Consider the following 24703-nt stretch of genomic DNA (forward strand, 5'->3'; position numbering starts at 1 on the left):
GGCGGCGGGGCTCACACTCGGGGGGGGGGCGGGGGGGGGGGGGGGGGGGGGGGGGGGGGGGGTGGGGGGGGGGGGGGGGGGGGGCCCCGCCGGGGGGGCCCCCCCCCCCGCCCCTGCCCCCCGTCCCCGCCCCTGCCCCCCGTCCCCGCCCCTGCCCCCCCGTCCCGCCCCGCCTCCCAAGCCTCCGCCCGAGCCGAAGGGCGCGCCGCTGCCGAAAGCGAGGAGCGACAAGCGAGGTACGGGCGCCGGAGCGACGACCGTCGGCAGCGGGTCCGAGCGCCCGGAGGCGAGCGGGGGAAAGCAGGGCGCGGGACACGCGTCACACTTACGCGTGGTTCCCGGCCCCGGCCGTCCCGGCTAGTGTCCGGGGCATGTTTGCTGCCTATGCCGCCCGTATCGACGCCGACGACCCGCTGAGCGGGCTGGAGTTGGGCGAACTCCCCGAGCCGCAGGCCCGTCCCGGGTGGAGCGTGGTCACGGTCAGGGCCGCCAGTCTCAACCACCACGACCTGTGGTCGCTGCGCGGGGTCGGGCTGCCCGCCGAGAAGCTGCCGATGATCCTCGGCTGCGACGCCGCCGGCGTCGACGAGGACGGCAACGAGGTGGTCATCCACTCGGTGATCGGCCAGTCCGGCCACGGGGTGGGCCCGAACGAGCCCCGCTCCATCCTGACCGAGCGCTACCAGGGCACCTTCGCCCAGCAGGTGGCCGTGCCCACCTGGAACCTGCTGCCCAAGCCCGCCGAGCTGAGCTTCGAGGAGGCCGCCTGCCTGCCCACGGCCTGGCTGACGGCGTACCGGATGCTGTTCACCAACGCCGGGGTCAAGCCCGGTGACACCGTCCTGGTGCAGGGCGCCGGGGGCGGGGTGTCGACCGCGCTGGTCGTCCTCGGCAAGGCGGCCGGCCTGCGGGTCTGGGTCACCGGCCGGGACGAGGCCAAGCGCCGCCGGGCCGTCGAGCTCGGCGCGGACGCGGCCTTCGAGAGCGGCGCCCGGCTGCCCGCCCGGGTGGACGCGGTGATGGAGACGGTCGGCGCCGCGACCTGGTCGCACTCGGTGAAGTCGCTGCGCCCGGGCGGCACCATCGTCATCTCCGGTGCCACCTCCGGCCCCAGTCCGAAGGCCGCCGAGCTGAACCGGATCTTCTTCCTGGAGCTCAAGGTGGTCGGCTCGACCATGGGCACCAAGGAGGAGCTGGCCGGGCTGCTGGCGCTGTGCGCGAACACCGGGGTCCGTCCGGTGATCGACTCGGTGCTGCCGCTGGCCGAGGCCCGGGACGGCTTCGCCAAGCTGGCCAAGGGCGAGGTCTTCGGCAAGATCGTGCTCAACCCCTGAGCCGCGACGGTCCGGTGCCCCTTCCGCGGGAGGGGCACCGGACCGTCACCGGGCGTCCGGCTCAGCCGAGCAGGCGCTTCAGCCGCTCGCCGGCCGCGCCCAGCACCGAGCGTGCCTCGGCCAGCTTGTCGGCGCTCACCCCGCCGTCCCGGGCCGCGTCGCGGACCTGGTCGCGGAAGCGGTCGAGCAGCCGTTCCAGTTCGCGGGCCGGGTCGCCGGCCGGGTCGGTGCGGGCCCACTCCGGCAGGTCGGCGGCGGCGTCCGCGGCGTCCTGGTCCTTGTCCAGGTCGATCCTGGTCACCGTGATCCGCTCGGACGGCTCGGCGGCCTCCTTCGTCGGGTGGCCCCAGCGGGCCGCGTCGGCCAGCCCGGCCAGGCCCTTGGTCAGCTCGGACAGGCCCTCGGCCAGTCCGGTCGGCCAGTCGCCCTTCGCGGCGTGCTCGCGCACCTGCTGCTCGACCCGGCGCTTGATCCGCAGCGCTTCCTGCTGGGCGGCGGTGCGGGAGGCCTTGGCCTGCTCGCGCAGTCGGCGGGCCTCCTCCTCGGCGGCCTTCGCCTTGGCCTTGGCTGCCCGCTCCTGCTCCCGGGCGCGCTTGGCCTGCTCCTTGGCCTGCCGCTTGAACTGGGCGAACTCCTCCTTGGCGCGCTGCCAGGACTCGTTGTCGCCCCAGGGCCCGGCCCACGGGTCGCCGCCGGCCGTGCCGCCGGTGTCCGGGCGGTCCGGCCGGGGAGCCTGCTTGGCGGCCTGCCACAGTTCCTCGCGCAGGTCCTTGGCGCTGTCCCGGACGTCCTCCCGGATCGCCCCGGCGAGTTGGGCCACGGAGTCGTGGATCTCCAGCTCCAGATCGTCCAACTCGCCCTGCCGGGCTTCGAGTTCGGCGCGCCCGGCGTCGGTCAGCCGGTAGACCTTGCGGCCGCCCTCGGTGCTGTGGCTGACCAGGCCCTCCTGCTCCAGCTTCGCCAGCCGCGGGTAGACGGTGCCGGCGGAGGGGGCGTACAGGCCCTGGAAGCGCTCCTCCAGCAGGCGGATCACCTCGTAGCCGTGCCGCGGGGACTCGTCCAGCAGCTTCAGCAGGTAGAGCCGGAGCCGGCCGTGGCCGAACACGGGGGTCATCTCAGGCCTCCTTGGTGAGGTCGGGGCCGGCGGGCCGGTCGGCGGCGGGGGAGGCGGGGAGCTCCTTGACCACCACCGGGGCGTCGTCCTCCGACTCGGGGCGGCGCAGCACGGTGACCGCACCGGAGACGGTGGTGACGTTGAGGCTGCCGCGGCCCTCGCCGAGCTGGCCGGAGATCTTCTTGGCACCCCAGGTGCTGCTCATGGTGAGCTCGTCGAAGGTGCTGGAGACGTCGCCGCTGGTGGAGCCGGCCTCGACGGTGGCGTCGGCCAGCGAGGGGATGCGGACCACGACCGGGCCGCTGACGGTGTTGACCTTGACGTCGGTCTCGCCGGCCACGTCGAGGTCCAGGGTGACGGCGCCGGTGACGGTGTTGGCCTGCACCCGGTCGGCCGTCCCGGCGATCACGGTGAGCTGCCCGGAGACGGTGTTGACCTTGAGCTGGCCACCGACCGCCTGGGCGTCCACGTCGCCGGTGACGGTGCCGGCGTCGATCCGCCCGGTGACCCCGGCCAGGGTGGTGTCGCCGCTGGCGCTCTGCACCGAGACGTGGCCGTCGATGCCGGTGACGGTGGAGTGGGCCGACACGGTGCCGACCTTGACCTCGGTGCCGGCCGGCACGGTCAGGGTGAGGTCGACGGAGCGCTTGCGCTTGAAGGAGTCGAAGAAGCTGCGGACCGAGCCGATCGACTTGATCCAGTCGCCGAACTCGCCCCAGCTGTTGATGTCCTTGTAGGTGGCGGTCAGGACGCCGTCCACCAGCGTGACGTGCAGCGGGTCGCCCTTGAGGTCGGTGACCTCCAGTCGGGCCGGGCCCTCGGCCGCGACCACGTTCACGGTGCCGTCGATGACACGCACGTGCAGCGCGCTGACCGGCTCCTCGAAGGTGGTCCTGCCGGGCCCCTCGATCGTCCACTGGCTCATGTCTGCCGCCTCCCGTCGCGGATCGCGATGTATCGCGTTCTCTCCTGAAGACGATATATCGCGTGCTGGGAAAAGCAAGCGGTTCGCCCCCGGGACGAGCCCGGACGCTTCCCGGAGCCGTCCCCTACGGGAAACGCGCGAAGGGCCCGGGAGGCGGTTGCCTCCCGGGCCCTTCGCGCGTGCCGTCAGGGCGTCACTCGTCGTCGTCCTCGTCGTCGAGCCGGGCCAGCCAGGTGGCCAGCCGCTCGACCGGGATCTCGAAGTCCGGGTTGAGGTCGACGAACTCGCGCAGGCGCTCGGCCAGCCACTCGAAGGTGACCTCCTCCTCGCCGCGCCGGCTCTCCAGCTCCTCGATGCCTCGGTCGGTGAAGTACACGGTTTCGCTCCGGTCGGATGGGGATTGACCTGGTCAGGATAGACCGACGTCCTTGCGGTAGAGGGACAGCGTCAGCTTGGCCGAGCCCGCGCTGCCGTTGATCTCGACGACCTTGGCGATCACGATGTTGCCGTTGGCGCGGTGACGCAGGCAGAACAGCCGTCCCGGGGGCAGGTCGGAGTACTTCAGGTTGGCCGTCGGCTCCTTGTCGATGGCCGCGGAGCACTCCTCGGGCGTGAGCGAGGAGGCCTGGGAGATGTACGGGTCCGCGTCGCTCCAGTTGAAGTCGTCGTAGCTCGGGCTCATGCCCCACGCGCCGGACGCGGACGTCACCTTGCCCGCGATCAGGTCGAAGTAGTAGTTGTGGCTCGGCGCGGAGAGATCGCGGTTCTCGTAGACCGGGGTGTACCTGACCTGGCTCGCCGTGGCGCTCATCGCCGGGTTCGGCGTCGTGGTGGCGCTCGGGGAGCCGGTCGGGGAGCCGGTCTGGGAGCCGGACGACGTGGTCGGCCTGGGCGAGGCCGTCGGCGGCAGCGGCTGGGAGGTCTGGGGGACGGAGACCGCGGGGGCCGGGGTGGTGGCCGCGGCCGGCTTCTTGCCGTCGTCCAGCTTCTTCACCAGCACCACGCCGCCGACCGTGCCGCCGACCGCCATCACCAGGGCGACGGTGAGCAGCACCTTCCAGGACACCCCGCCCTTCCGCTTCGGCTCCGGCGCGGGCAGCGGGACGGCAGTGGTGACCGCCGGGCCGGGCGGCGGGGTGTCGAAGGTCGGCGGCTCCGGCTGGAGCCGGACGGTCGGCGGGGCGGGCAGCACCGGGGCGGTGGGCATCTCGGTGGGCGGCTGCGGGGCGCCGTACGCGCCGAGCGGCGGCGGGGTGAAGCCCGACGGCGGGCCGACGGGCTGCTGCGGCGGGGCGATCGCGGTGGCCGGGTGGGTCGGCGCGGCGAGCGGCTGCGGGGGTGCGGCCGGGACCGGCGGGGCGGTGGGTGCGGCCGGTGCCGGGGTGGGCGGCGTCCGGGGGAGGTCGGATCGGCGGGTGATCTCGGTGTTGACCTGCCGGGGCAGCCAGTCGTCGGCGAACCGCAGCTGGCCGCCGACCTCCGGGTGGTTGCGGGCGGCCTGGATGATCTCGGCGGGCTTCGGCCGGTCCTCCGGGGACTTCGCCAGGCAGCGCTGGATCAGCTCGCGCAGGTCAGCCGGGACGGCCTCCAGGTCCGGCTCCTCGTGCACCACCCGGTAGAGCACCGCGGTGTCCGGGCCGTCGCCGAACGGGGCGCTGGCGCCCGCCACGTAGGCGGCCAGGGCGCCCAGCGCGAAGACGTCGGTGGCGGGGGTGACGGCGCGGCCCTGGGCCTGCTCGGGGGCCATGAAGGAGGGGGAGCCGATCCGGTAGCCGGTGCCGGTGAGCGCGGTGGCGTCGGCGGCCCGGGCGATGCCGAAGTCGATCACCCGGGGGCCGTCCCCGGCGACCAGCACGTTGGCGGGCTTGAGGTCGCGGTGGACCACCTCGACGCTGTGGATCGCCTGCAGCGCCTCGGCGATGCCGCCCATCAGCAGCAGCACGGTGCGGACCGGCAGCGCGCCGTGCTCCCGCACAACCTGCTGCAGGGACGGGCCCGGGACGTACGCGGTGACCAGCCAGGGGGCGGCCGAGTCCAGGCCGCCGGAGTCGATCACCTGGGCGGTGTACAGCCCGTGGATCCGCTGGGCGTTGCTGACCTCCTGGGCGAAGCGGCGGCGGAACTCGCCGTCCTCGGCGAACTCGGGACGGACCACCTTGAGCGCCACCGGGCGCCCGCCCGGTGTGTACGAGAGGTAGACCCGGCCCATGCCGCCGGCGCCGAGCCGGGCGAACAGCCGGTAGCCGCCGACCTCCCGGGGATCCTCGGGGAGCAGCGGCTGGAAGACCGGAGGGAGCTGGCCCGGGTCACGTGGCGTGTCGGCGGTCATGTGGTGGTCCCCCTGGGAGCGCGGTGAGGTCGTTCGGCCGGGGCCGCGGGCGCGATGAAGGGCGCCGGGCGGCGATCTGGCGATGCATAACCTATCGATCCGTCAGGAGGGCGTGCGGGCAGGTCCGGCATTGGTTGCAGAGCTGCGACCTTTGCCGGGGCACGACAGGAGTGCGGAACGCCCGCGGCCCCGCCTCCCTGGTCGGGAGACGGGGCCGCGGGCGTCACTGCGGTGCGGGGCCTCGGCGCGTCAGAGCGCGAAGACCTCCTCGATCAGCGCCTGCTGCTCGGCACCGTGGCGCTTGGCCGAGCCGACGGCCGGCGACGAGGCCGAGGCACGGGCGACCCGGCGCAGACGGGCGTCGCCGCCGCTGCGGCCGATGACGACCTGCAGGTGGTCGACCAGGTTCATCGCGATGAACGGCCAGGCACCCTGGTTGGCCGGCTCCTCCTGCGCCCAGACGAACTGGACGTCGTCGCCGTAGCGGGCCAGCTCCTCCTGGAGCTCGGCCACCGGCAGCGGGTAGAGCCGCTCCATGCGGACGATGGCGGTGTCGGTGACGCCGCGCTCGGTCCGGGCCGCCGCCAGGTCGTAGTAGAACTTGCCGGAGGTGATGACCACCTTGCGGACCTGCGCCGGGTCGACGGTGGTGTCGCCGATGACCGGGCGGAACGAGCCCGACAGGAACTCCTCGGTCGCACTCGCCGCGGCCTTCAGGCGCAGCATCGACTTCGGGGTGAAGACGATCAGCGGCTTGTGGTGCGGGTTGTGCGCCTGCCAGCGCAGCAGGTGGAAGTAGTTCGACGGCAGGGTCGGCATCGCGACCGTCATGTTGTCCTGCGCGCACAGCTGGAGGAAGCGCTCCGGGCGGGCGGACGAGTGGTCCGGGCCCTGGCCCTCGTAGCCGTGCGGCAGCAGCAGGGTGACGCCGGAGTGCTGGCCCCACTTCTGCTCGGCGGAGGCGATGTACTCGTCCACCATGGTCTGCGCGCCGTTGACGAAGTCGCCGAACTGCGCCTCCCACATGACCAGCGCGTTCGGGCGGGTCAGCGAGTAGCCGTACTCGAAGCCCATGGCCGCGTACTCCGACAGCAGGCTGTCGTAGACGGTGTAGCGGGCCTGGTCCTCGGTGAGGTACTGCAGCGGGGTGTAGTCCTCGCCGGTCTTGCGGTCGATCAGGACGGCGTGCCGCTGGCCGAAGGTGCCGCGGCGGCTGTCCTGGCCGGCCAGGCGGACCGGGTGGCCCTCCATGAGCAGCGAGCCGATGGCGAGGGTCTCGCCCATCGCCCAGTCGATGGTGTTGTCCTCGACCGAGGCGGCGCGGCGCTGCAGCTGGGGCAGCAGGCGCGGGTGGACGGTCAGCCAGTCCGGGTGGTTGACCTGCGAGGCGGCGATCCGCTTGACCATCTCCTGGGAGATGCCGGTCTGGATGGAGACCGGGAAGTCGGCGACCGGCTTGCCGGCGGTGGCGTCGGCCGGAGCCTGGGCCGCGTCGCGGACCTCGGCGAAGACCTTCTCCAGCTGGCCCTGGAAGTCCTGGAGCGCCTGCTCCGCCTCTTCCATGGTGATGTCGCCGCGACCGATCAGGCCCTCGGTGTACAGCTTGCGCACCGAGCGCTTCTTGTCGATCAGGTCGTACATCAGCGGCTGGGTGAACGACGGGTTGTCGGCCTCGTTGTGACCGCGGCGGCGGTAGCAGATGAGGTCGATCACGACGTCCTTGTGGAACGCCTGGCGGAACTCGAAGGCGAGCCGCGCGACGCGGACCACGGCCTCCGGGTCGTCGCCGTTCACGTGGAAGATCGGGGCCTCGATCATCCGGGCCACGTCGGTGCAGTACATCGACGAGCGCGAGGACGCCGGGGCGGCGGTGAAGCCGACCTGGTTGTTGACCACCAGGTGGATCGTGCCGCCGGTGCGGTAGCCGCGCAGCTGCGACATGTTCAGGGTCTCCGCGACGACGCCCTGGCCGGCGAAGGCCGCGTCGCCGTGGATCTGGATCGGCAGCACCGGGAAGGTGGTGCCGCCCTGGTCCAGGATGTCCTGCTTGGCGCGGGCGATGCCCTCGACGACCGGGTCGACCGTCTCCAGGTGGGAGGGGTTCGCGGCGAGCGAGACCTTGATGGTCTCGCCGTCCAGGCCGGTGAAGGTGCCCTCGGAGCCCAGGTGGTACTTGACGTCGCCGGAGCCGTGCATCGACTTCGGGTCGAGGTTGCCCTCGAACTCGCCGAAGATCTTGCCGTACGGCTTGCCGACGATGTTGGCCAGCACGTTCAGGCGGCCGCGGTGGGCCATGCCGATGACGGCCTCGTCGAGGCGGTGCTCGGCGGCGGCGTCGATGGTCGCGTCCAGCAGGGCGATCAGCGACTCACCGCCCTCCAGCGAGAAGCGCTTCTGGCCGACGTACTTGGTCTGCAGGAAGGTCTCGAAGGCCTCGGCCGAGTTGAGGCGGCGGAGGATCCGCAGCTGCTCCTCGCGCTCGGGCTTCGCGTACGGCTTCTCCAGGCGCTCCTGCAGCCACTTGCGCTGCTTCGGGTCCTGGATGTGCATGTACTCGACGCCGACGGTGCGGCAGTACGTGTTGCGCAGCAGGCCGAGGATGTCGCGGAGCTTCATCATCTTCTGGCCGCCGAAGCCGCCGACCGCGAACTCGCGCTCCAGGTCCCACAGGGTGAGGCCGTGGGTGGTGACGTCCAGGTCGGGGTGCTTGCGCTGCTTGTACTCCAGCGGGTCGGTGTCGGCCATCAGGTGGCCGCGCACGCGGTACGCGTGGATCAGCTCCATGACGCGCGCGGTCTTGTTGACCTCGTCGTCGTGGGTGGTGGCGACGTCGGTGGCCCAGCGGACCGGCTCGTACGGGATCCGCAGCGACTCGAAGATCTCGTCGTAGAAGCCGTTCTCGCCGAGCAGCAGGCGGTGGATCTCGCGCAGGAACTCGCCGGACGCCGCGCCCTGGATGACGCGGTGGTCGTAGGTCGAGGTCAGCGTCATGATCTTGGAGACGCCCAGCCGGGACAGGGTCTCCGGGGCGGAGCCCTGGAACTCGGCCGGGTACTCCATGGCGCCGACGCCGACGATGGTGCCCTGGTTCTGCATCAGGCGCGGCACGGAGTGCACGGTGCCGATGCCGCCGGGGTTGGTCAGCGAGACCGTGACGCCGGTGAAGTCGTCCATGGTCAGCTTGTTGGCGCGGGCCCGGCGGACGATGTCCTCGTAGGCCTGCCAGAAGCCGTAGAAGTCGAGGGTCTCGGCCTTCTTGATGGCCGCGACGACGAGCTGGCGGTCGCCGTTCGGCTTGACCAGGTCGATGGCCAGGCCGAGGTTGACGTGCTCCGGCTTGACCAGGAAGGCCTTGCCGTCCTCCACCTTGTAGCTGTAGTTCATGCCCGGGGCGGCCTTGATGGCCTGGACCAGGGCGTAACCGATCAGGTGGGTGAAGGAGACCTTGCCGCCGCGGGCGCGCTGCAGGTGGTTGTTGATGACGATGCGGTTGTCGATCAACAGCTTCGCCGGGACGGCGCGGACCGAGGTCGCGGTCGGCACCTCCAGCGAGGCGTCCATGTTGGTGGCGACGGCCTTGGCCGGGCCGCGCAGCTGGACCAGCTCGGGGCCGGCCGCGGCGGTGGCGGCGGGCGCGGCCGGGGCGGCGGCCTTGGGGGCCGGCGGCGCGGCGGGCGCGGCGGCGAGCGGTGCGGCAGCCGGGGCCGGAGCGGCCGGGGCGGCGGGTGCGGCAGGTGCGGCCGGAGCAGCAGCAGCGGCGGGCACGGGGGCAGCGGCAGGGGTCGGCGTGGGGCCGGCCTGGGTCGCGGCCTGGGTCACTGGGGTCACCTCGGTACCGGGCTTGTAGTCGGCGAAAAAGTCCCACCAGGCTCGGTCTACCGAGTTCGGGTCCTGGAGGTACTGCTGGTAGATCTCATCGACGAGCCACTCATTGGGGCCGAAGCCAGTGGGCTTCTCCGTACTGCGTGGGGCCGAGCTGTTGGGGGTTTCAGGGGACTGTGGCGACACGGCGGCAACCGCCCTCTTCCGCTTCCTTTTGGGATGTTTGGACAGCGGGGATTAAGGCTACGCCCCTGACCAGTGATCGCGCAGTCCCCGGGCCCCAGGCGTCGCCCAGATCACAGTCCTGACCTGCAGGTTGGCTGAAAAAGTACGTTAGAAAGCCGTATCTGAGGGGAACCGATCGGGCCCGATCGCCCCGCAAAGCGGGGCGAAAGCGGACAAACAGCCAGGCGAATCGATTGACGATCTTCGTATGCGTCTGTGTCGGATCTGTGACAAATGTCCCGGCGCTCAGGACTGTCCCGGCAGCCGGACCTCGATCCGACAGCCGCGCGGCGACTCCGCCACGGCGATCCGGCCGCCGTGCAGGTCCACCGCCCAGCGGGCGATCGCCAGGCCCAGCCCGGTGCCGCCGTCCGCGCCCGGTCCGGCGGCGGTCGCGGTGCCGCTGCGGCTGAACCGTTCGAAGACCCGGCCGCGGTCCGCCGGCGGGATGCCCGGACCCTCGTCCTGGACCTCCAGCAGCAGGCCGCCCTCCTCGCCCTCGGGTCTGGCGCGCACCGTGACGGTGCCGCCGGGCGGGGAGTGCTTGCAGGCGTTGTCGACCAGGTTGGCGACCACCTGGTGGAGCCGTTCCGGGTCCGCCACGGCGGTCAGCCCGGCGGGGCTGACCTCCAGGGCCAGTCGGACGTCGCCGCGCCGGGAGAACGCCCCGCCGGCCGTCGCGCCGTCCACGGTGACCCCGCGCAGCACGCCGTCCAGGAACTCGCGCACCTCGAACGGGCGGGCGTCCAGGTCGACCACGCCGTCGTCGATCTTGGAGAGGTCCAGCAGGTGGGTGACCAGTCGGCCGAGCCGCTCGGTCTGCTCCAGCGCGGCCCCCAGCGTCGCCGGATTGGGCTGGACGACGCCGTCCACCACGTTCTCCAGCACGGCGCGCAGCGCGGCGATCGGCGTGCGCAGCTCGTGCGAGACGTTGGCGACCAGCTCGCGGCGGTGCCGGTCGGCGGCCTGGAGGTCGGCGGCCATGGCGTTGAAGGCGGCCGCCAGCTCGCCGATCTCGTCGCGCGAACTCACCTCGACCCGGCGGCTGTAGTCGCCGGAGGCCATCGCGCGGGCGGCGTCCGTCATCTCGCGCAGCGGGGCGGTCAGCCCGTGCGCGAGGAACTGCATGAACAGCAGCGAGGCGATCATGGAGAAGACCATGATGATCCGGATCTGGGTCTCGGACCTGATCGCGACGACCACCATCCCGGTGGCCAGGAACACGGAGACGATCACCAGCAGGGCGAGCTTGCCCTTGATCGAGCGGACCGGGTCGAGCGGACGGATGTCGGCCCAGACCCGGCTGGCCGCGCGGGCTGCCAGGTTCTGCGGGCGCGCGCCGTCGGCGTCCCCGTTGCGTTGCTGTGGAAAGGTCATTGGTCCCCTGTGATCCCCGCGTGGTGTCACGGCGGTGCCGGACACGGGCCCCCCGGTGGCCCGTCGCCCGGAGCCCCCGTCAGGAGAGCGGGGCCTCCAGCGCGTATCCGACGCCGTGGACGGTGCGGATCCAGCTGGCACCGATCTTGCGGCGGAGCGCCTTCACGTGGCTGTCGACGGTGCGGGTGCCGGACGCGTCGGTCCAGTCCCAGACCTCGGCCAGCAGCTGCTCGCGGGTGAGCACCGCGCGCGGCTGGGCGGCCAGGCAGGCCAGCAGGTCGAACTCGGTCGGCGTCAGGTGGACGTCGCCCGAGGCGAGCCGGACCCGGCGCTGCACGTGGTCGATCTCCAGCTCGCCGAAGCGCAGGCTGCCGAGCGCGGGCGTGCGGGCGGCCTGCTGGGCGCGCTCGACGCGGCGCAGCAGCACGTTGACCCGGGCGGCCAGTTCGCGCATCGAGAAGGGCTTGGTCATGTAGTCGTCGGCACCGACGCCGAGGCCGACCAGCAGGTCCGTCTCGTCGTCGCGGGCGGTCAGCATCAGTACCGGCACCGGGCGTTGGGCCTGGATCCGGCGGCACACCTCCAGCCCGTCGAAGCCGGGCAGCATGATGTCCAGGACCACCAGGTCCGGCTGCCAGGTGTGGAAGCCGTCCACCGCGCCGGGGCCGTCGTGGGCCACGGCGACCTTGAACCCCTCGGCGCCCAGCCGGGCGGCGATCGACTCGGCGATCGTGGGTTCGTCCTCCACCACCAGCACTCTGCGCTGGCTGCTCACAGTGCCGCCGGTGTTGGGGTTGTCCTGCTGAATTTCTGTCACGGTCACGCCACCGCCCCCAGGGCTGCGGGCCGGCCACCTGTGGGGATGGCGGGGCTCCGCTCGTAGTCTTGTTCCGTCGTGGACTGTGCCGGGTCCGCCGTCCCGTCGCGCGCCCGGGAGCGGCGGGCGGATGGTCTTCCGCCCACTTCTCCCGCGCACTCCGCAGCGTACGGACAGCGGATGCCTCCCGGCAGGTGGACCGGACGTTTCCGGCCCGCGGAGAGCGGCTGTCCGGCCGCCCTTGGGCCCACTGCACGAGTGGGCACGGGCCGATACCTTACCCGGCGAATTTTCACTGCGTAACGGTACGTATGCAGTTCAGTTGACGCCAAGTCGCCGGTCAGAGCCCCTACTGACGCGTTAATCGGGAGAAGGTCTGGACCAATGTCGGTAATCCGGCCGCTCCCCGCGTCGACGGTCTTCACGGGCTTTTCTCAGGTGCCTCTCAGAACCTCGACGTAGCGTGGCCGCGACAACGCCGCGCAGGGCGGAATCCGGCGTCCGCGCCGGTACTCCGGGCACCTTCGGGCACCGCCGGCCGCGGGCGTGGAGCGGAGGCGTCATGGCGGGACTGCGGCGGGACTCCGCCGGGCGCGGGTCCGCGCGGGTGCCGTACGGAATGCTCCGGTGCGGACTTCGCGGCGGCGTCCTCGAATGGCTGCTGGAACGCGTGCCGACGCCCCGGCGCACTCCCTTCACGCTCGGATATCTGGCCGTGGTGGGAGCGACTTCCACCCTCGCCCGGCTCGCCGATCCGGAACTCGTCCAGCGCTTGCAGGAGGCCTCCAGTTCGGACGGCCACAACCTGCTCCAGCACCCGTTGCGGGCTCTCGTGCTCAGCGGGGTCTGGGTGGCCGGCGGCGACTGGGTCCCCTACCTGTGGGGATTCGCCCTCACCCTGGCGCCGCTGGAGCGCCGGGTCGGCCCGGCCCGGGCGGCGGCGGTGTTCGCGATCGGGCACGTCGCGGCCACGCTGCTCTCCCAGGGCGTGGTGATCACCGCGGTGGAGGCCGGGCGGCTGGCGCCGGAGGCGATGGACCGGCTGGACATCGGGGTCAGCTACGGGGTGTTCGCCTGCCTGGGCGCGGCGGCCGGGGCACTGCCGCGGTCCGCCCGGGTGGCGGTGCTGGCCGGTGCCGGGCTGATGATCGTCCAGCAGATCGTCACCGGGAAGGACCTGGTCACGGCCGTGGGGCACCCGGCCGCGCTGCTCACCGGGACGGCGCTGTGGCCCTGGCTGCGCCGGATCGAGCGCCGCCCGCCGCGGCCGCGGATCCGCTCGGCGCGGCTCCGGGGGGTCGGCTCCGCCGCCTCCTCGACCGCTCAGGTCTTCGCGGTGGTGCGGGCCGGGGTGCGGCCGCCGTCCGCCGCGCGCTGACGCCGGGGCCCTCTTGGGCCGTTCTTTCCCCGCCCTTTTGACGGCGCCTCCACTCGACCGCCCCGGTGACGGCGCGTTCGCTCACAGCGAACAAGATGCCGGGAACATCCGGTGCCCGCGAAGACTTAGTCAGGTCGACTCAAGTTCGCTGACTGGGGAGAGATCATGGCATCGACGTCCACACCGCTCACCCTGCCCGTGCTGCCGCTCGACGACGAGGTCGTCCTCCCGGGCATGGTCGTTCCGCTGGACCTCAAGGACACCGAGGTGCGCGCCGCGGTCGAGGCCGCCCGCGCGGCGGTCACCGGCTCCGGCAAGCCGCAGGTCCTGCTGGTCCCGCGGGTGGACGGCTCGTACGCGGCGGCCGGCACGCTGGCCACCGTGGAGCAGGTCGGCCGCCTCGCCGACGGCGACCCCGCCGCACTGGTGCGCGCCGTGCGCCGGGTCCGGATCGGGGTCGGCACCACCGGCCCCGGCGCCGCGCTCTGGGTGGAGACCACGCCCTTCAAGGAGTCCTCGGTCGGCATGCCGGTGGCCGGTCGGGCCGCCGAGCTGGTCAAGGAGTACAAGGCGCTGTCCACCCAGTGGCTGCGCAGGCGCGGCGCCTGGCAGATCGTCGACCGCGTCGACCGGATCGAGGGCGTCGGCGAGCTCGCCGACAACATCGGCTACGCGCCCTTCGCCACCGCCGAGCAGAAGCTCAAGGTGCTGCTGGAGGCCGACCAGGTCGCCCGACTGGAGTACGCGCTCACCCTGCTGCGCGACCACCTCGCCGAGGAGGAGGTCAACGACACCATCCGCAAGGACGTCGAGGAGGGCGTGGCCAAGCAGCAGAAGGAGTTCCTGCTCCGCCGCCAGCTGGAGGCCGTCCGCAAGGAGCTGGCCGAGCTGAACGGCGACCCGGCCGACGAGGAGGGCGACTACCGCGCCCGGGTCGAGGCCGCCGACCTGCCCGAGAAGGTCCGCGAGGCGGCGCTCAAGGAGGTCGACAAGCTGGAGCGCTCCTCCGACCAGTCACCCGAGGGCTCCTGGATCCGCACCTGGCTGGACACCGTCCTGGAGCTGCCCTGGAACGAGCGCACCGAGGACGCGTACGACATCGCCGGCGCCCGCGCCGTGCTGGACGCCGACCACGCCGGCCTCGGCGACGTGAAGGAGCGGATCGTCGAGTACCTGGCCGTCCGCAAGCGCCGGGCCGACCAGGGGCTCGGCCTGATCGGCGGCCGCCGGGGAGGCGCGGTGCTCGCCCTGGTCGGCCCGCCCGGCGTCGGCAAGACCTCGCTCGGTGAATCGGTGGCCCGCGCCATGGGCCGCAAGTTCGTCCGGGTCGCGCTCGGCGGCGTCCGGGACGAGGCGGAGATCCGCGGCCACCGGCGCACCTACGTCGGCGCGCTGCCCGGCCGGCTGGTGCGGGCGATCAAGGAGGCCGGCTCGATGAACCCGGTCGTCCTGCTCGACGAGATCGACAAGGTCGGCTCCGACTACCGGGGAGACCCGGCCGCCGCCCTGCTGGAGGTGCTGGACCCGGCCCAGAACCACACCTTCCGGGACCACTACCTGGAGGTCGAGCTCGACCTCTCCGACGTCGTCTTCCTCGCCACCGCCAACGTGCTGGAGGCCATCCCCGAGCCGCTGCTCGACCGGATGGAGCTGGTCCGCCTGGACGGCTACACGGAGGACGAAAAGGTCGTCATCGCCCGCGACCACCTGCTCCCGCGCCAGCTGGAGAAGGCCGGCCTCGGCGACGGACAGGTCAGCGTCGACGAGGAGGCGCTGCGCCGCCTCGCCGGGGAGTACACCCGGGAGGCGGGCGTGCGCACCCTGGAGCGCTCGATCGCCCGGGTGCTGCGCAAGATCGCCGCACAGGCCGAGCTGGGCGAGCGCGAGCTGCCCGCCACGGTCGGCGCGGAGCACCTGCGCGCCCTGATCGGCCGACCGCACCACGTGCCGGAGTCCGCCCAGCAGCCCGCCGAGCGGCGCACCGCCGTCCCCGGGGTGGCCACCGGCCTCGCCGTCACCGGAGCCGGCGGCGACGTCCTCTACATCGAGGCCTCGCTGGCCGACGCCGAGACCGGCGGCACCGGGCTGACCCTCACCGGGCAGCTGGGCGACGTGATGAAGGAGTCCGCGCACATCGCGCTCTCCTTCCTGCGTTCGCGCGGTGCCGAGCTGGAACTGCCGGTCACCTCGTTGCGCGACCGCGGCGTGCACCTGCACGTCCCGGCCGGGGCCGTCCCCAAGGACGGGCCGAGCGCCGGCATCACCATGACCACGGCGCTGGCCTCGCTGCTCTCGGGCCGCAAGGTGCGCACCGACGTGGCGATGACGGGCGAGGTGTCGCTGACCGGGCGGGTGCTGCCGATCGGCGGGGTGAAGCAGAAGCTGCTCGCCGCCGACCGGGCCGGCCTCACCACGGTGATCATCCCCAAGCGCAACGAGGCCGACCTGGACGACGTCCCCGCCGAGGTGCTGGAGCGGCTCACCGTCCACCCGGTGGCGGACGTCCGGGAGGTGCTCGCGCTGGCCCTGGAGCCCGCCGGGGTGCTGGTCGCCGCGGCCTGACGTGGCCGACGGGGGGACGGCCGCTCCGCGTGCAACACTGCGGAGATGCCGTCCCCCACGCAGCGCGCCCTGGCCCGGGTGCCGGCCCGGCTGCGCCCGTTCCTGGTGCGGCACCGCCGACCGGTGAAGTTCCTGCTGGTCGGCAGCGGCTGCTTCGCGCTCACCACGGTGATCGACTTCGAGCTCAAGTTCACCGTCCTGGCGCACGCGCCGGTGGTGGCGCTGACGGTGGCGACGGTGATCGCCACCGTCGTCTCCTATGTACTCAACCGCCGCTGGGCCTTCCGGACGGACGGGCGCCCACCGGAGGCCCTGCTGTTCTTCCTGGTCAGCGCGGTGGCGATCGGCGTGAACGTGATCCCGCTGGCGCTCTCCCGGTACGCCCTCGGCCTGCGCGAGCCCTACCTCAGCCCGTTCCAGCAGGAGGTCGCGGACTTCCTCAGCGGGATGGTCGTCGGCACCTTCGTCGCCATGCTGTTCCGCTTCTGGGCGATGCGGCGCTGGGTCTTCACCAGCCCCGTCGTGCGGACGCACTCCGAGGTGGAACCCGGTTACGCTGCACCCGAGATGCCACGGGACGCGACCTGAGTCCAAGAGGTGCGCCGTGACCGTGAGCCGCTCCGTGACCGTGAGCCGCTCCGTGACCGTGAGCGCTCCGAGACCGTGAGGTGAGAGTTATGCGCGGGGAGCCGGACGGCGTTCGGGCCGGGCCCGCCAGCCAGCAGGGGATGCGCCGGGCCAACCTGGCCCTGGTGCTCGGGGTGATCGCCCGCGGCCCCCGCTCGCGCGCCGAGGTGGCCGCCGAGACCGGGCTGACCAGGGCCGCGGTCTCCTCGCTCGCCGAACAGCTGATCTCCGGCGGCCTGGTCGTCGAGGAGGGCCCGGCCGCCCCCAGCGGCAAGGTCGGCCGCCCCGGCACCGCGCTCGGACTCAACCCGCTGGGCCCCGGCGGCCTGGGCGCCGAGATCGGCGTCCGCCACCTCGGCGTCTGCGTGGTCGACCTGCGCGGGGAGGTCCGCGCCTGGCGCCGCCAGGAGAGCGCCAACCGCGGCCGGCCGCCCGCCGCCGTGATGACCGACCTCGCCCGGCTGATCCACTCGGCCGTCGCCGAGTCGGGCCTGCGCCCGGCCGGGCTCACCCTGGCCGTCCCCGGGCTGGTCGGCGGCGGGGTGCTCCAGCGGGCCGCCAACCTCGGCTGGCAGGACGTCCCGCTGGCCGCCGCGCTGCGCCCGGCGCTGCGGCTGGCCGGGGACGGCCTGGGGGAGCTGCCGGTGGAGGCGGACAACGAGGCCAACCTCGGCGGACTGGCCGAACGGTGGCTGGGCGAGAGCCCGGAGGACTTCCTGTACGTCTCCGCCGAGGCGGGCGTCGGCGCGGCCGTGGTGGTCGGCGGCCGACTGCTGCGCGGGGCGCGCGGCTACGCGGGCGAACTCGGGCACATGCCCGTCCACCCGGAGGGGCCGCGCTGCGCCTGCGGGGCGCACGGCTGCCTGGAGCAGTACGCGGGCGAGACGGCGGTGCTGCGGGCGGCCGGGCTGGCCGGCGTGCGCGGCGACTGGGTGACGCTGCTGGCCGAACGGGCCGCCGCCGGGGACGAACCGGTCCGGGCCGCGCTGGCCGGGGCGGGCTCGGCACTCGGCATCGCGGCCGCCGGGGCGGTCAACCTGCTGGACCCGGCCGAAGTGGTGCTGGGCGGCGGCTACGCCCGGCTGGCGCCCTGGCTGCTGTCGGCGATGCGGCGCGAGCTGACCGCCCGGGTGACGGTACGGCCGTGGACGCCGGAGCGGCTGACGGTCTCCCGGCTGGGCCGGCGCGGCCCGCTGCTGGGCGCGGCGGTGGGCGTGGTGCGCGCGATCGTCGCCGACCCGGGGCCGCTCGCGGGCGGCTGAGCCCGGCCCGTACCCCTTCGGAACGCGACCGAGCCCCCGGCCGTGCTGGCCAGGGGCTCGGGTCGGTGCCGGAGCGGTGCCGGATCGGTGCCGCGTCGGGGCTCAGGCCGTGGCGGGGGCCTCGGTGGTGAGCTCGCGCTCGCCGTCGCGCGGGCCGCGCGGGCCGCGCAGGACGGCGAGGAAGGCGACGCCGATGCCGATCACCGCCCAGATCACCAGGACCAGGATCGGCATGCCCAGGTTGGTGGAGCTGAAGTAGGCGATCGACTTGGTGGCGCTGGTGCCGGCGCCGTTGGGGATCAGCGAGCCGATCGCGCGCCAGAACGGCGGCATCATCGGGGCGGGGTAGACGCCGCCGGCGCTCGGGTTGCCGAGCACCACGAAGACCAGCACGGCCAGGCCGATGCCGATGATGCCGAACAGGCACTGCAACGCCATGGTGAAGGCGCCGACCGTGAACACCACCAGGGCGCCGATCGCGGTCAGGGCCAGGATCGAGCCGGGCATCGCGTCCAGCACCGGTCCGGCGATGATCGTGCCGCCGAGGCCGGCGCCGACCGAGTACAGCGCCAGGACGCCGAGGCGGATCAGCAGGCGGTGGACGTTGGCCGGCTTGGAGCCGGCGCTGATGCCGAGGATGGAGGCGACCAGGTAGCCGCCGACGCACCAGCCGATGACCAGGTAGAACGCGGTGAGGCCGTTGGTGTCGCCCTTGGCCAGCGGGACGACGTCCTCGACCCTGACGGTGCGGCCCTGGGACTTGTCCAGTGCGGTGGTGATGCTCTCGGCGGCCTTGGCGGCGGAGGTGCCGCGGGCGCTGCCGGTGAGCAGGGTGTCCTCGGTGCCGTTCGGGTCCACGACCAGCGCGGCGTAGATCTTCTGGTCCTTGATCTGCTGGGTCGCCGTCTCGGTGTCCGGCGCGGTGACGGGCTTGACGGCCTCGTCCGGCACCGACCCCAGGGCCGCCACCAGCTTGGGCGTGACCTGCGGCGGGGCGACCACCGCGATCGACAGCTTGTGCGGGGTCGGGTGGTGCAGCGCTCCGACGTACGAGGTGATGAAGCCGAGCTGCAGCAGCAGCACCCCGATCACGAGCAGTGCCGCACGCGGTGTGACCGCGCCCTTCAGTTCCGCGACGAATCCCTGCCCCCGGGCGGCCATCCACATCTCCTTGCGTATCGGCGGAAAACGGATACTTAATACCATGAACTAACTGGGTTGTCCTACCTCCCGCGCCGATTCTCGGCCACCGCCGCTGGGCGATACTGGCGCGGTGACGGACGAGGAAGCCCTGGTGGCGGTGGAGCGTGAGGTAGGGCTGATGTTCCGGCGGGGCCGCGCGAGAGTGGCGGAACTCTCACGTCGGGTGCACCCCGGGCTGGACGGCATGGCGTACAGCATGCTCGGTTACATCGAGCAGGCCGGGCGGGTGCGGGTGACGGACGTCGGCGTGCACTTCGCGGTCGGCAAGGGGACGGTGAGCCGGCAGATCCGCGCGCTGGAGGAGCTCGGCCTGGTCGCCCGGGAGGCGGACCCGCTGGACCGCCGGGCGGCGCTGGTCTCGCTGACCGAGGACGGCCGGCGGCGCTACGAGTCGGCCCGGGACGTCCGGATGCGACGGGTGCGCGAGGTGATGAACGGCTGGCCGCGCGAGGACGTGGACCGGTTCGCCGAGCTGCTGCACCGCTTCAACGAGGTGCTGGGGGAGCCGCCCGCGGAGTGAGCGGGCCGCCCGGGCGCGGGCTTTGCTGGAGCTTGAAGAAAGTTGCCCTAGTCAACCATCGGTCGTATGGTTGCTTAAGGCAACAAATTTTCATGCCCCGCGTACCCCCGCACCCCGCGCTCCACGCCCAGCCCGCCTCGCCGAAGGACCCAGATGACCGTGACCACCGAGGCCTCGACCGGCACCGCAGCCGCCGTCGACGACCGACCGATGACCCACCGGCAGGTGATGGAGGCACTGTCCGGCCTGCTGCTCGGCCTGTTCGTGGCCGTGCTCTCCTCGACCGTCGTCTCCAACGCCCTGCCGCACATCCTCACCGACCTGCACGGCGGCCAGTCCGCCTACACCTGGGTCATCACCGCGGCGCTGCTCACCATGACCGCCGCCACCCCGATCTGGGGCAAGCTCTCCGACCTCGTCAGCAAGAAGCTGCTGCTCCAGATAGCCCTGCTGATCTACATCGCCACCTCCGCGCTGGCCGGGCTCTCGCAGAACACCGGCGAACTGATCGCCTGCCGAGCCCTGCAGGGCGTCGGCGCCGGCGGTGTCGTCGCGCTCGGCCAGATCTGCCTGGCCGCGATGGTCCCGCCGCGCGAGCGCGGCCGGTACAGCGGCTACTTCGGCGCGGTCTTCGCCCTCGCCACCATCGGCGGCCCGCTGATCGGCGGCGTCATCGTCGACACCTCCTGGCTCGGCTGGCGCTGGTGCTTCTACGTCGGCATCCCGTTCGCCGTGACCGCGATCCTGGTGGTGCAGCGCACCCTCAAGCTGCCGGTGGTCAAGCGCAAGGTGAAGATCGACTACCTGGGCGCGCTGGTCATCACCGGCGCCGTCAGCCTGCTGATGATCTGGATCACCCTGGCGGGCACCAACTACCCGTGGCTGTCCTGGCAGACCGCGGTGATGGTCGGCGGCGGCCTGCTGCTGGGCGCCCTGGCGATCGTGGTCGAGCGCCGCGCCGCCGAGCCGATCATCCCGCCGGACCTCTTCAAGTACCGCACCGTCACCCTGGCCGCGATCGCCAGCGTGCTGGTCGGCGTCGGGATGTACGGCGCGACCACCTTCCTCAGCCAGTACTTCCAGCTGGCCCGGGACAAGTCGCCGACGACGGCCGGCCTGATGACCCTGCCGATGATCGTCGGCCTGGCGGTCTCCTCCGCCGTGGCCGGCCGGCTGATCACCAAGTACGGCAGGTGGAAGGCCTACCTGGTCACCGGCACCGCGCTGCTGGCCGTCGGCTTCGGCCTGCTCGGCACCGCCCGGGTCGACACCGACTACGGGCTGCTCTCCCTCTACATGGCGCTCACCGGCATCGGCCTCGGCCTGACCAGTCAGAACCTGGTGCTCGCGGTGCAGAACACGGTGCCCCGGCACGAGCTCGGCGCGGCCAGCTCCGTCGTCACCTTCTTCCGCACCATGGGTGGCGCGATGGGCGTCTCCGCGCTGGGCGCGCTGATGACCAACAAGGTCGGCCACTACCTGACCGAGAACCTGGCCGCGGCGCACATCCCGGCCGGGCACGCGGCGGCCGGCGGCGGCATCCCGGACCTCGCGAAGCTGCCCGCCCCGATCCTCCCGCTGGTGACCGACGCCTTCGGCCACGGCGTGGGCACCGTCTTCCTGTGGGCCGCGCCCTTCGCGGCGCTGGCCTTCGTCACCGTGCTGTTCATCCGGGAGACCGCGCTGCGGACCAGCCAGGAGAGCTGACGGCGGCGGGGAAACGCGCAACGGGCCGGGGAGTGTTCGACACTCCCCGGCCCGTTCGGCGTGCTGCGGGTGCTGGCAGGCCCTACGGCCTGGTGCTGCTACGGCGCGGCGATCAGCACCAGGCCGTAGACCACGGCGCAGGCGCAGAGCGCGAAACAGGCGTACGCGCCGGCCAGCAGGGCGGGCTTGCCGCCGCCGGCCGCCCGGCCGCCCGCCTCACGGGCGCTCAGCGCGGCCTCCCGGCGGGACAGCGCCAGGATGCCGAGGGCGAATACGGAGACCACGGCGACGGTGACGCCGAAGCTGATGCCGGCGGTCTGGGCCAGGGCGTTCCACTTGATGTGCATGGTGAGTGCTCCTCGGTCTCGGCGCTCAGGCCGCGACCGTGGTCGAGGCGGGGGTGGGGGCGGCGTTGGCCGGGGTGGCGGTGGTGACCTCGACGGGGGTGATCTCGGGGACGTCGTTGACGTTGTCCGCGCCCACCGGCTGACGGCGGGAGATCATCCACATGGTGGCCGAACCGGCCACCAGCACCGCGCCGACCAGGGCGACGCCCCAGGTGCCCTGGCGGGCCAGCACGGCCGCCCCGCCGGAGACCAGGGCCGCGGCCGGCAGGGTCAGGCCCCAGGTGTAGACCATGCGGCGGACCAGGCTCCAGCGCAGCTCCGGCTTCGGGCCGCCGAGGCCGGCGCCCATGATGCCGCCGGTGCAGACCTGGGTGGTGGAGAGGCCGAAGCCCATGTGCGAGGAGGTCAGGATGACGGTGGAGACGGCCGACTCGGAGGCGAAGCCCTGCAGCGGCTTGATGTCCGCCAGGCCCTTGCCCATCGAGCGGATGATCCGCCAGCCGCCCATGTAGGTGCCGAGTGCGATCGCGGCGCCGGCCGAGACGATCACCCAGGTGGGGGGCAGCGCACCGTGCGGAAGGGCGCCGACGGAGACCAGGGTCAGGGTGATGATGCCCATCGTCTTCTGGGCGTCATTGGTGCCGTGCGCGAGCGAGATCAGCGAGGAGGAGAAGATCTGGCCGGTCTTGAAGCCCTTGTCGGTGGCGGCGCCGTTGCCCTTGCGGGTGATCGCGTAGGCCAGCTTGGTGGCGCCCCAGGAGGCGAGTCCGGCGACGACGGGGGAGGCGACCGCCGGGATGATGATCTTGGTGATCACGGTGTCGAAGTTGACGCCGTTCATGCCGACGCCGACGATCGTGGCGCCGATCAGGCCGCCGTACAGCGCGTGCGAGGAACTGGACGGCAGGCCGCGCAGCCAGGTCAGCAGGTTCCACAGGATCGCTCCGGCCAGTGCGGCGAAGATGATCTCGGGGTGGACGCCCGCCTTCTCGTTGACGATGCCGCCGGAGATGGTGGTGGCGACCTTCACGGACAGGAACGCACCCGCGAAGTTGAGCAGGGCCGCGATGGTGACCGCGACCTTGGGGCGAAGGGCGCCGGTGGCGATCGCGGTGGCGGCCGCGTTGGCGGTGTCGTGGAACCCGTTGGTGAAGTCGAAGGCGAGCGCCGTGATGATCACAACGGCCACCAGGAACGAGATGTGTTCCATACCCAAACAATCGTCTTAGTTGTCGCACGGACGTTGATGACGTCGCGACCGTAGGTCCGTCTGGTGAACGGAAGGTGAACTGGGTCGGGAATCGTGGTTCTGCCGGTGTCCCGGCGGTGGCCAGGAGCTTTCGGGAGAGTGACCTTGGCCGCGCTGAGCTGGACCTTAGCCGAGAACGTCCTGGTTCGCCCCCGTTTGCTGAGAGCTGTCTCACAGATCAACAGATGAATCGGAAATTAACCTCCTGGTCCGCGTGCGCTCTGTTTCCGCCGAGTAACCCGTGGGAGGATCTCCGGGATCGTCCCCGGGGGAGCCCGCGGACGGCGCCACCGGGGCAGGACAGGGCAAGGGCGGGGAGGACCAACCCATGGGCGGGGCTGCACAGCGCACGGAGACGTCGGGGGCGCGTCCCTGGGTACGGGCGGCCCTGAGGTGCGGAGCCGTTCTCGCGGCCGCCGCACTCGCCCTGCCGGTCGCCACCCAGGCCGCCTACGCCTCGCCCGACCCCGGCTCCGGCATCGCCGTCGCGCCCGGCGCCGACCCGCTCGCCGCCGCCAAGGCCACCCTCGGACCGCTGCTCGACCAGCTCCACGGGCTGTACCAGAGCGCCGAGGCCGCCACCGAGCAGTACAACGGCGCGGTCGCCAAGGTCACCGAGCAGCAGGCCGCGCTCACCGACCTCCAGGGCAAGCTCGACCGGCAGCAGAAGCAGGTCGACGCCGGGACGGACATCGCCTCCCAGCTCGCCGCCGCCCAGTACCGCAACGGCGCCACCTCCGCCTACGCTGAACTGCTGCTCTCCAAGGACCCGTACGAGGCCGTCACCATCGCCGAACTGCTCGCCGCGGCCAGCCGCTCGCAGTCCGAGTTCCTGGACAAGCTGAAGGCCGACCGGGACGCCCTCGACGGCCTGAAGAAGCAGACCGAGGACGCCCTCGCGACCTCCCGGACGCTGGTCGCCCAGCAGGACGCGGCCAAGACCAAGGTCGCCGCCGACCTCGCCTCGGTCGAACAGCTGGTCTCCTCGCTGACCGGCGCCCAGCGGACCGAACTCGAACAGCTGGAGAAGGCCCAGGCCGACGAGGCCCAGCTCGCCTTCCTCGCCTCCGGCGCCCTCGGCAAGGGCGAGCGCACCCCCTCGCTGGCCGGCCGCGGCGCCGTCGCCTTCGCCCTCGCCCAGCTGAACAAGCCGTACCTGTGGGGCGGCACCGGCCCCGACTCCTACGACTGCTCCGGCCTCACCTCGCAGGCGTGGCTGCACGCCGGCAAGGCCATCCCGCGCACCAGCCAGGAGCAGTGGGCACAGCTCCAGCACGTCCCGCTCAACCAGCTGCGGCCCGGCGACCTGGTGGTCTACTTCCAGGACGCCTCGCACGTCGCGATGTACATCGGCGGCGGACTCATCGTCCAGGCCCCGCGGCCCGGCGCCTTCATCAAGGTGTCGCCGATCGGCTCGATGCCGATCCTCGGCGCCGTCCGGCCCGACCCGGACGGCGCGGCGGACGACGCCGGCGGCGCCTGGAAGGTGCCGGACCTGCCCAAGGGCTGGGACTCCGCCACCCCGATCGCGCCCAGCCCGGCCCCGACGACCCCGGCCCCCGCGCCCGGCGGCACCCCGGCGACGCCCGCCCCGGGCGGCACGCCGTCCACCGGCACGCCCACGCCGACCGACCCGGGTACGCCGACCGGGACGCCCACCGGCACCCCGACCCAGACCCCGACGGGCACGCCGACCCAGACGCCGACCGGCACGCCCACCCAGACCCCCACGGGCAGCCCGACCCAGAGCCCGACGCAGACCCCGACCGGTACCGGTACGCCGAGCACCACCGGCTCGTCGAGCGCCGCCGCACCGGGCAGCCCCACGGCCACGCTGCCGCTGGGCGGCCTGCTGCACTGAACCGGCGGCCCGGGCCCTGTCCGGCCAGGACCTAGGAGGCCGCC

Annotated in this window: 18 protein-coding genes; 8 read left to right on the forward strand and 10 right to left on the reverse strand. The window is 72.8% G+C overall.

What is annotated here, in order from left to right; genetic code table 11:
* Nucleotides 1-371: 371 nt before the first annotated feature.
* On the forward strand, nt 372-1334 hold the full coding sequence (locus tag ACFWIS_RS03150) for a zinc-binding dehydrogenase (RefSeq protein WP_380462644.1): 963 nt from the start codon (nt 372-374) through the stop codon (nt 1332-1334).
* Between the two features lie 61 nt (nt 1335-1395).
* Here ACFWIS_RS03150 and ACFWIS_RS03155 read toward each other — a convergent pair whose 3' ends face one another.
* The 7 genes from ACFWIS_RS03155 to ACFWIS_RS03185 all read right to left on the reverse strand — a co-directional run bounded on the left by ACFWIS_RS03155 (nt 1396) and on the right by ACFWIS_RS03185 (nt 11943).
* Nucleotides 1396-2448, reverse strand: coding sequence for a PadR family transcriptional regulator (locus tag ACFWIS_RS03155; RefSeq protein ID WP_380462646.1), 1053 nt, complete (start codon nt 2446-2448; stop codon nt 1396-1398).
* Nucleotide 2449: 1 nt separating this feature from the next.
* Nucleotides 2450-3373 (reverse strand): DUF4097 domain-containing protein, encoded by a 924-nt coding sequence (locus tag ACFWIS_RS03160; protein ID WP_380462648.1) that lies wholly within the window; start codon nt 3371-3373, stop codon nt 2450-2452.
* 193 nt (nt 3374-3566) lie between these two features.
* A complete protein-coding gene (locus ACFWIS_RS03165; RefSeq protein WP_350504423.1) occupies nt 3567-3749 on the reverse strand; it encodes a DUF6104 family protein in 183 nt (60 codons plus the stop codon).
* A 33-nt stretch (nt 3750-3782) separates the two neighbouring features.
* Nucleotides 3783-5702 (reverse strand): protein kinase, encoded by a 1920-nt coding sequence (locus tag ACFWIS_RS03170; protein ID WP_380464108.1) that lies wholly within the window; start codon nt 5700-5702, stop codon nt 3783-3785.
* 249 nt (nt 5703-5951) lie between these two features.
* A complete protein-coding gene (locus ACFWIS_RS03175; protein WP_380523464.1) occupies nt 5952-9710 on the reverse strand; it encodes a multifunctional oxoglutarate decarboxylase/oxoglutarate dehydrogenase thiamine pyrophosphate-binding subunit/dihydrolipoyllysine-residue succinyltransferase subunit in 3759 nt (1252 codons plus the stop codon).
* A 285-nt stretch (nt 9711-9995) separates the two neighbouring features.
* A complete protein-coding gene (locus tag ACFWIS_RS03180) occupies nt 9996-11126 on the reverse strand; it encodes a sensor histidine kinase (RefSeq protein WP_380452827.1) in 1131 nt (376 codons plus the stop codon).
* A 79-nt stretch (nt 11127-11205) separates the two neighbouring features.
* Complete coding sequence (locus ACFWIS_RS03185; protein WP_094742879.1) at nt 11206-11943, reverse strand: response regulator transcription factor; 738 nt, start codon at nt 11941-11943, stop codon at nt 11206-11208.
* Nucleotides 11944-12562: 619 nt separating this feature from the next.
* On the opposite strand from ACFWIS_RS03185, the gene ACFWIS_RS03190 reads away from it, so the two are divergent.
* The 4 genes from ACFWIS_RS03190 (at nt 12563) to ACFWIS_RS03205 (ending at nt 17772) form a co-directional block, all read left to right on the forward strand.
* On the forward strand, nt 12563-13321 hold the full coding sequence (locus ACFWIS_RS03190; protein WP_380452981.1) for a rhomboid-like protein: 759 nt from the start codon (nt 12563-12565) through the stop codon (nt 13319-13321).
* A 165-nt stretch (nt 13322-13486) separates the two neighbouring features.
* On the forward strand, nt 13487-15883 hold the full coding sequence (gene lon, locus ACFWIS_RS03195; RefSeq protein ID WP_380452829.1) for an endopeptidase La: 2397 nt from the start codon (nt 13487-13489) through the stop codon (nt 15881-15883).
* A 45-nt stretch (nt 15884-15928) separates the two neighbouring features.
* Nucleotides 15929-16471: a GtrA family protein gene (locus ACFWIS_RS03200; RefSeq protein WP_380452831.1), complete on the forward strand. Its 543-nt coding sequence runs from the start codon at nt 15929-15931 to the stop codon at nt 16469-16471.
* 89 nt (nt 16472-16560) lie between these two features.
* On the forward strand, nt 16561-17772 hold the full coding sequence (locus ACFWIS_RS03205; protein ID WP_380452833.1) for an ROK family protein: 1212 nt from the start codon (nt 16561-16563) through the stop codon (nt 17770-17772).
* A gap of 102 nt (nt 17773-17874) precedes the next feature.
* Here ACFWIS_RS03205 and ACFWIS_RS03210 read toward each other — a convergent pair whose 3' ends face one another.
* The gene (locus ACFWIS_RS03210) at nt 17875-18933 is read right to left on the reverse strand and encodes an ABC transporter permease (protein ID WP_380452834.1); all 1059 of its coding nucleotides are present in this window, start codon (nt 18931-18933) and stop codon (nt 17875-17877) included.
* A 112-nt stretch (nt 18934-19045) separates the two neighbouring features.
* On the opposite strand from ACFWIS_RS03210, the gene ACFWIS_RS03215 reads away from it, so the two are divergent.
* Together ACFWIS_RS03215 and ACFWIS_RS03220 are read left to right on the forward strand one after the other, a co-directional pair.
* A complete protein-coding gene (locus ACFWIS_RS03215; RefSeq protein WP_380452836.1) occupies nt 19046-19495 on the forward strand; it encodes a MarR family winged helix-turn-helix transcriptional regulator in 450 nt (149 codons plus the stop codon).
* Nucleotides 19496-19648: 153 nt separating this feature from the next.
* Nucleotides 19649-21202 carry an MDR family MFS transporter gene (locus tag ACFWIS_RS03220; protein WP_380452838.1) on the forward strand — a complete coding sequence of 518 codons (1554 nt, stop codon included), beginning with the start codon at nt 19649-19651 and terminating at the stop codon, nt 21200-21202.
* A 98-nt stretch (nt 21203-21300) separates the two neighbouring features.
* On the opposite strand, the gene ACFWIS_RS03225 is transcribed toward ACFWIS_RS03220, so the two are convergent.
* Nucleotides 21301-21549, reverse strand: a complete 249-nt coding sequence (locus ACFWIS_RS03225) for a hypothetical protein (RefSeq protein ID WP_380452840.1) — start codon at nt 21547-21549, stop codon at nt 21301-21303.
* A 25-nt stretch (nt 21550-21574) separates the two neighbouring features.
* Complete coding sequence (locus tag ACFWIS_RS03230) at nt 21575-22759, reverse strand: anion permease (RefSeq protein WP_380452842.1); 1185 nt, start codon at nt 22757-22759, stop codon at nt 21575-21577.
* A gap of 367 nt (nt 22760-23126) precedes the next feature.
* Here ACFWIS_RS03230 and ACFWIS_RS03235 point away from each other — a divergent pair, with 367 nt between their 5' ends.
* Nucleotides 23127-24659: an NlpC/P60 family protein gene (locus ACFWIS_RS03235; protein ID WP_380452844.1), complete on the forward strand. Its 1533-nt coding sequence runs from the start codon at nt 23127-23129 to the stop codon at nt 24657-24659.
* The last annotated feature ends 44 nt before the right edge of the window (nt 24660-24703 follow it).

Source organism: Kitasatospora sp. NPDC127060 (genome assembly GCF_042724935.1).
Lineage (GTDB): Bacteria > Actinomycetota > Actinomycetes > Streptomycetales > Streptomycetaceae > Kitasatospora.

Bases quoted from the DNA above. Each gene is read 5' to 3' on its own strand.
- ACFWIS_RS03150 (WP_380462644.1), top strand. From the start codon at position 372: ATGTTTGCTGCCTATGCCGCCCGTATCGACGCCGACGACCCGCTGAGC.
- ACFWIS_RS03155 (WP_380462646.1), bottom strand. From the start codon at position 2,448: ATGACCCCCGTGTTCGGCCACGGCCGGCTCCGGCTCTACCTGCTGAAG.
- ACFWIS_RS03160 (WP_380462648.1), bottom strand. From the start codon at position 3,373: ATGAGCCAGTGGACGATCGAGGGGCCCGGCAGGACCACCTTCGAGGAG.
- ACFWIS_RS03170 (WP_380464108.1), bottom strand. From the start codon at position 5,702: ATGACCGCCGACACGCCACGTGACCCGGGCCAGCTCCCTCCGGTCTTC.
- ACFWIS_RS03180 (WP_380452827.1), bottom strand. From the start codon at position 11,126: ATGACCTTTCCACAGCAACGCAACGGGGACGCCGACGGCGCGCGCCCG.
- ACFWIS_RS03190 (WP_380452981.1), top strand. From the start codon at position 12,563: ATGCTCCGGTGCGGACTTCGCGGCGGCGTCCTCGAATGGCTGCTGGAA.
- lon (WP_380452829.1), top strand. From the start codon at position 13,487: ATGGCATCGACGTCCACACCGCTCACCCTGCCCGTGCTGCCGCTCGAC.
- ACFWIS_RS03200 (WP_380452831.1), top strand. From the start codon at position 15,929: ATGCCGTCCCCCACGCAGCGCGCCCTGGCCCGGGTGCCGGCCCGGCTG.
- ACFWIS_RS03205 (WP_380452833.1), top strand. From the start codon at position 16,561: ATGCGCGGGGAGCCGGACGGCGTTCGGGCCGGGCCCGCCAGCCAGCAG.
- ACFWIS_RS03210 (WP_380452834.1), bottom strand. From the start codon at position 18,933: ATGGCCGCCCGGGGGCAGGGATTCGTCGCGGAACTGAAGGGCGCGGTC.
- ACFWIS_RS03220 (WP_380452838.1), top strand. From the start codon at position 19,649: ATGACCGTGACCACCGAGGCCTCGACCGGCACCGCAGCCGCCGTCGAC.
- ACFWIS_RS03225 (WP_380452840.1), bottom strand. From the start codon at position 21,549: ATGCACATCAAGTGGAACGCCCTGGCCCAGACCGCCGGCATCAGCTTC.
- ACFWIS_RS03230 (WP_380452842.1), bottom strand. From the start codon at position 22,759: ATGGAACACATCTCGTTCCTGGTGGCCGTTGTGATCATCACGGCGCTC.
- ACFWIS_RS03235 (WP_380452844.1), top strand. From the start codon at position 23,127: ATGGGCGGGGCTGCACAGCGCACGGAGACGTCGGGGGCGCGTCCCTGG.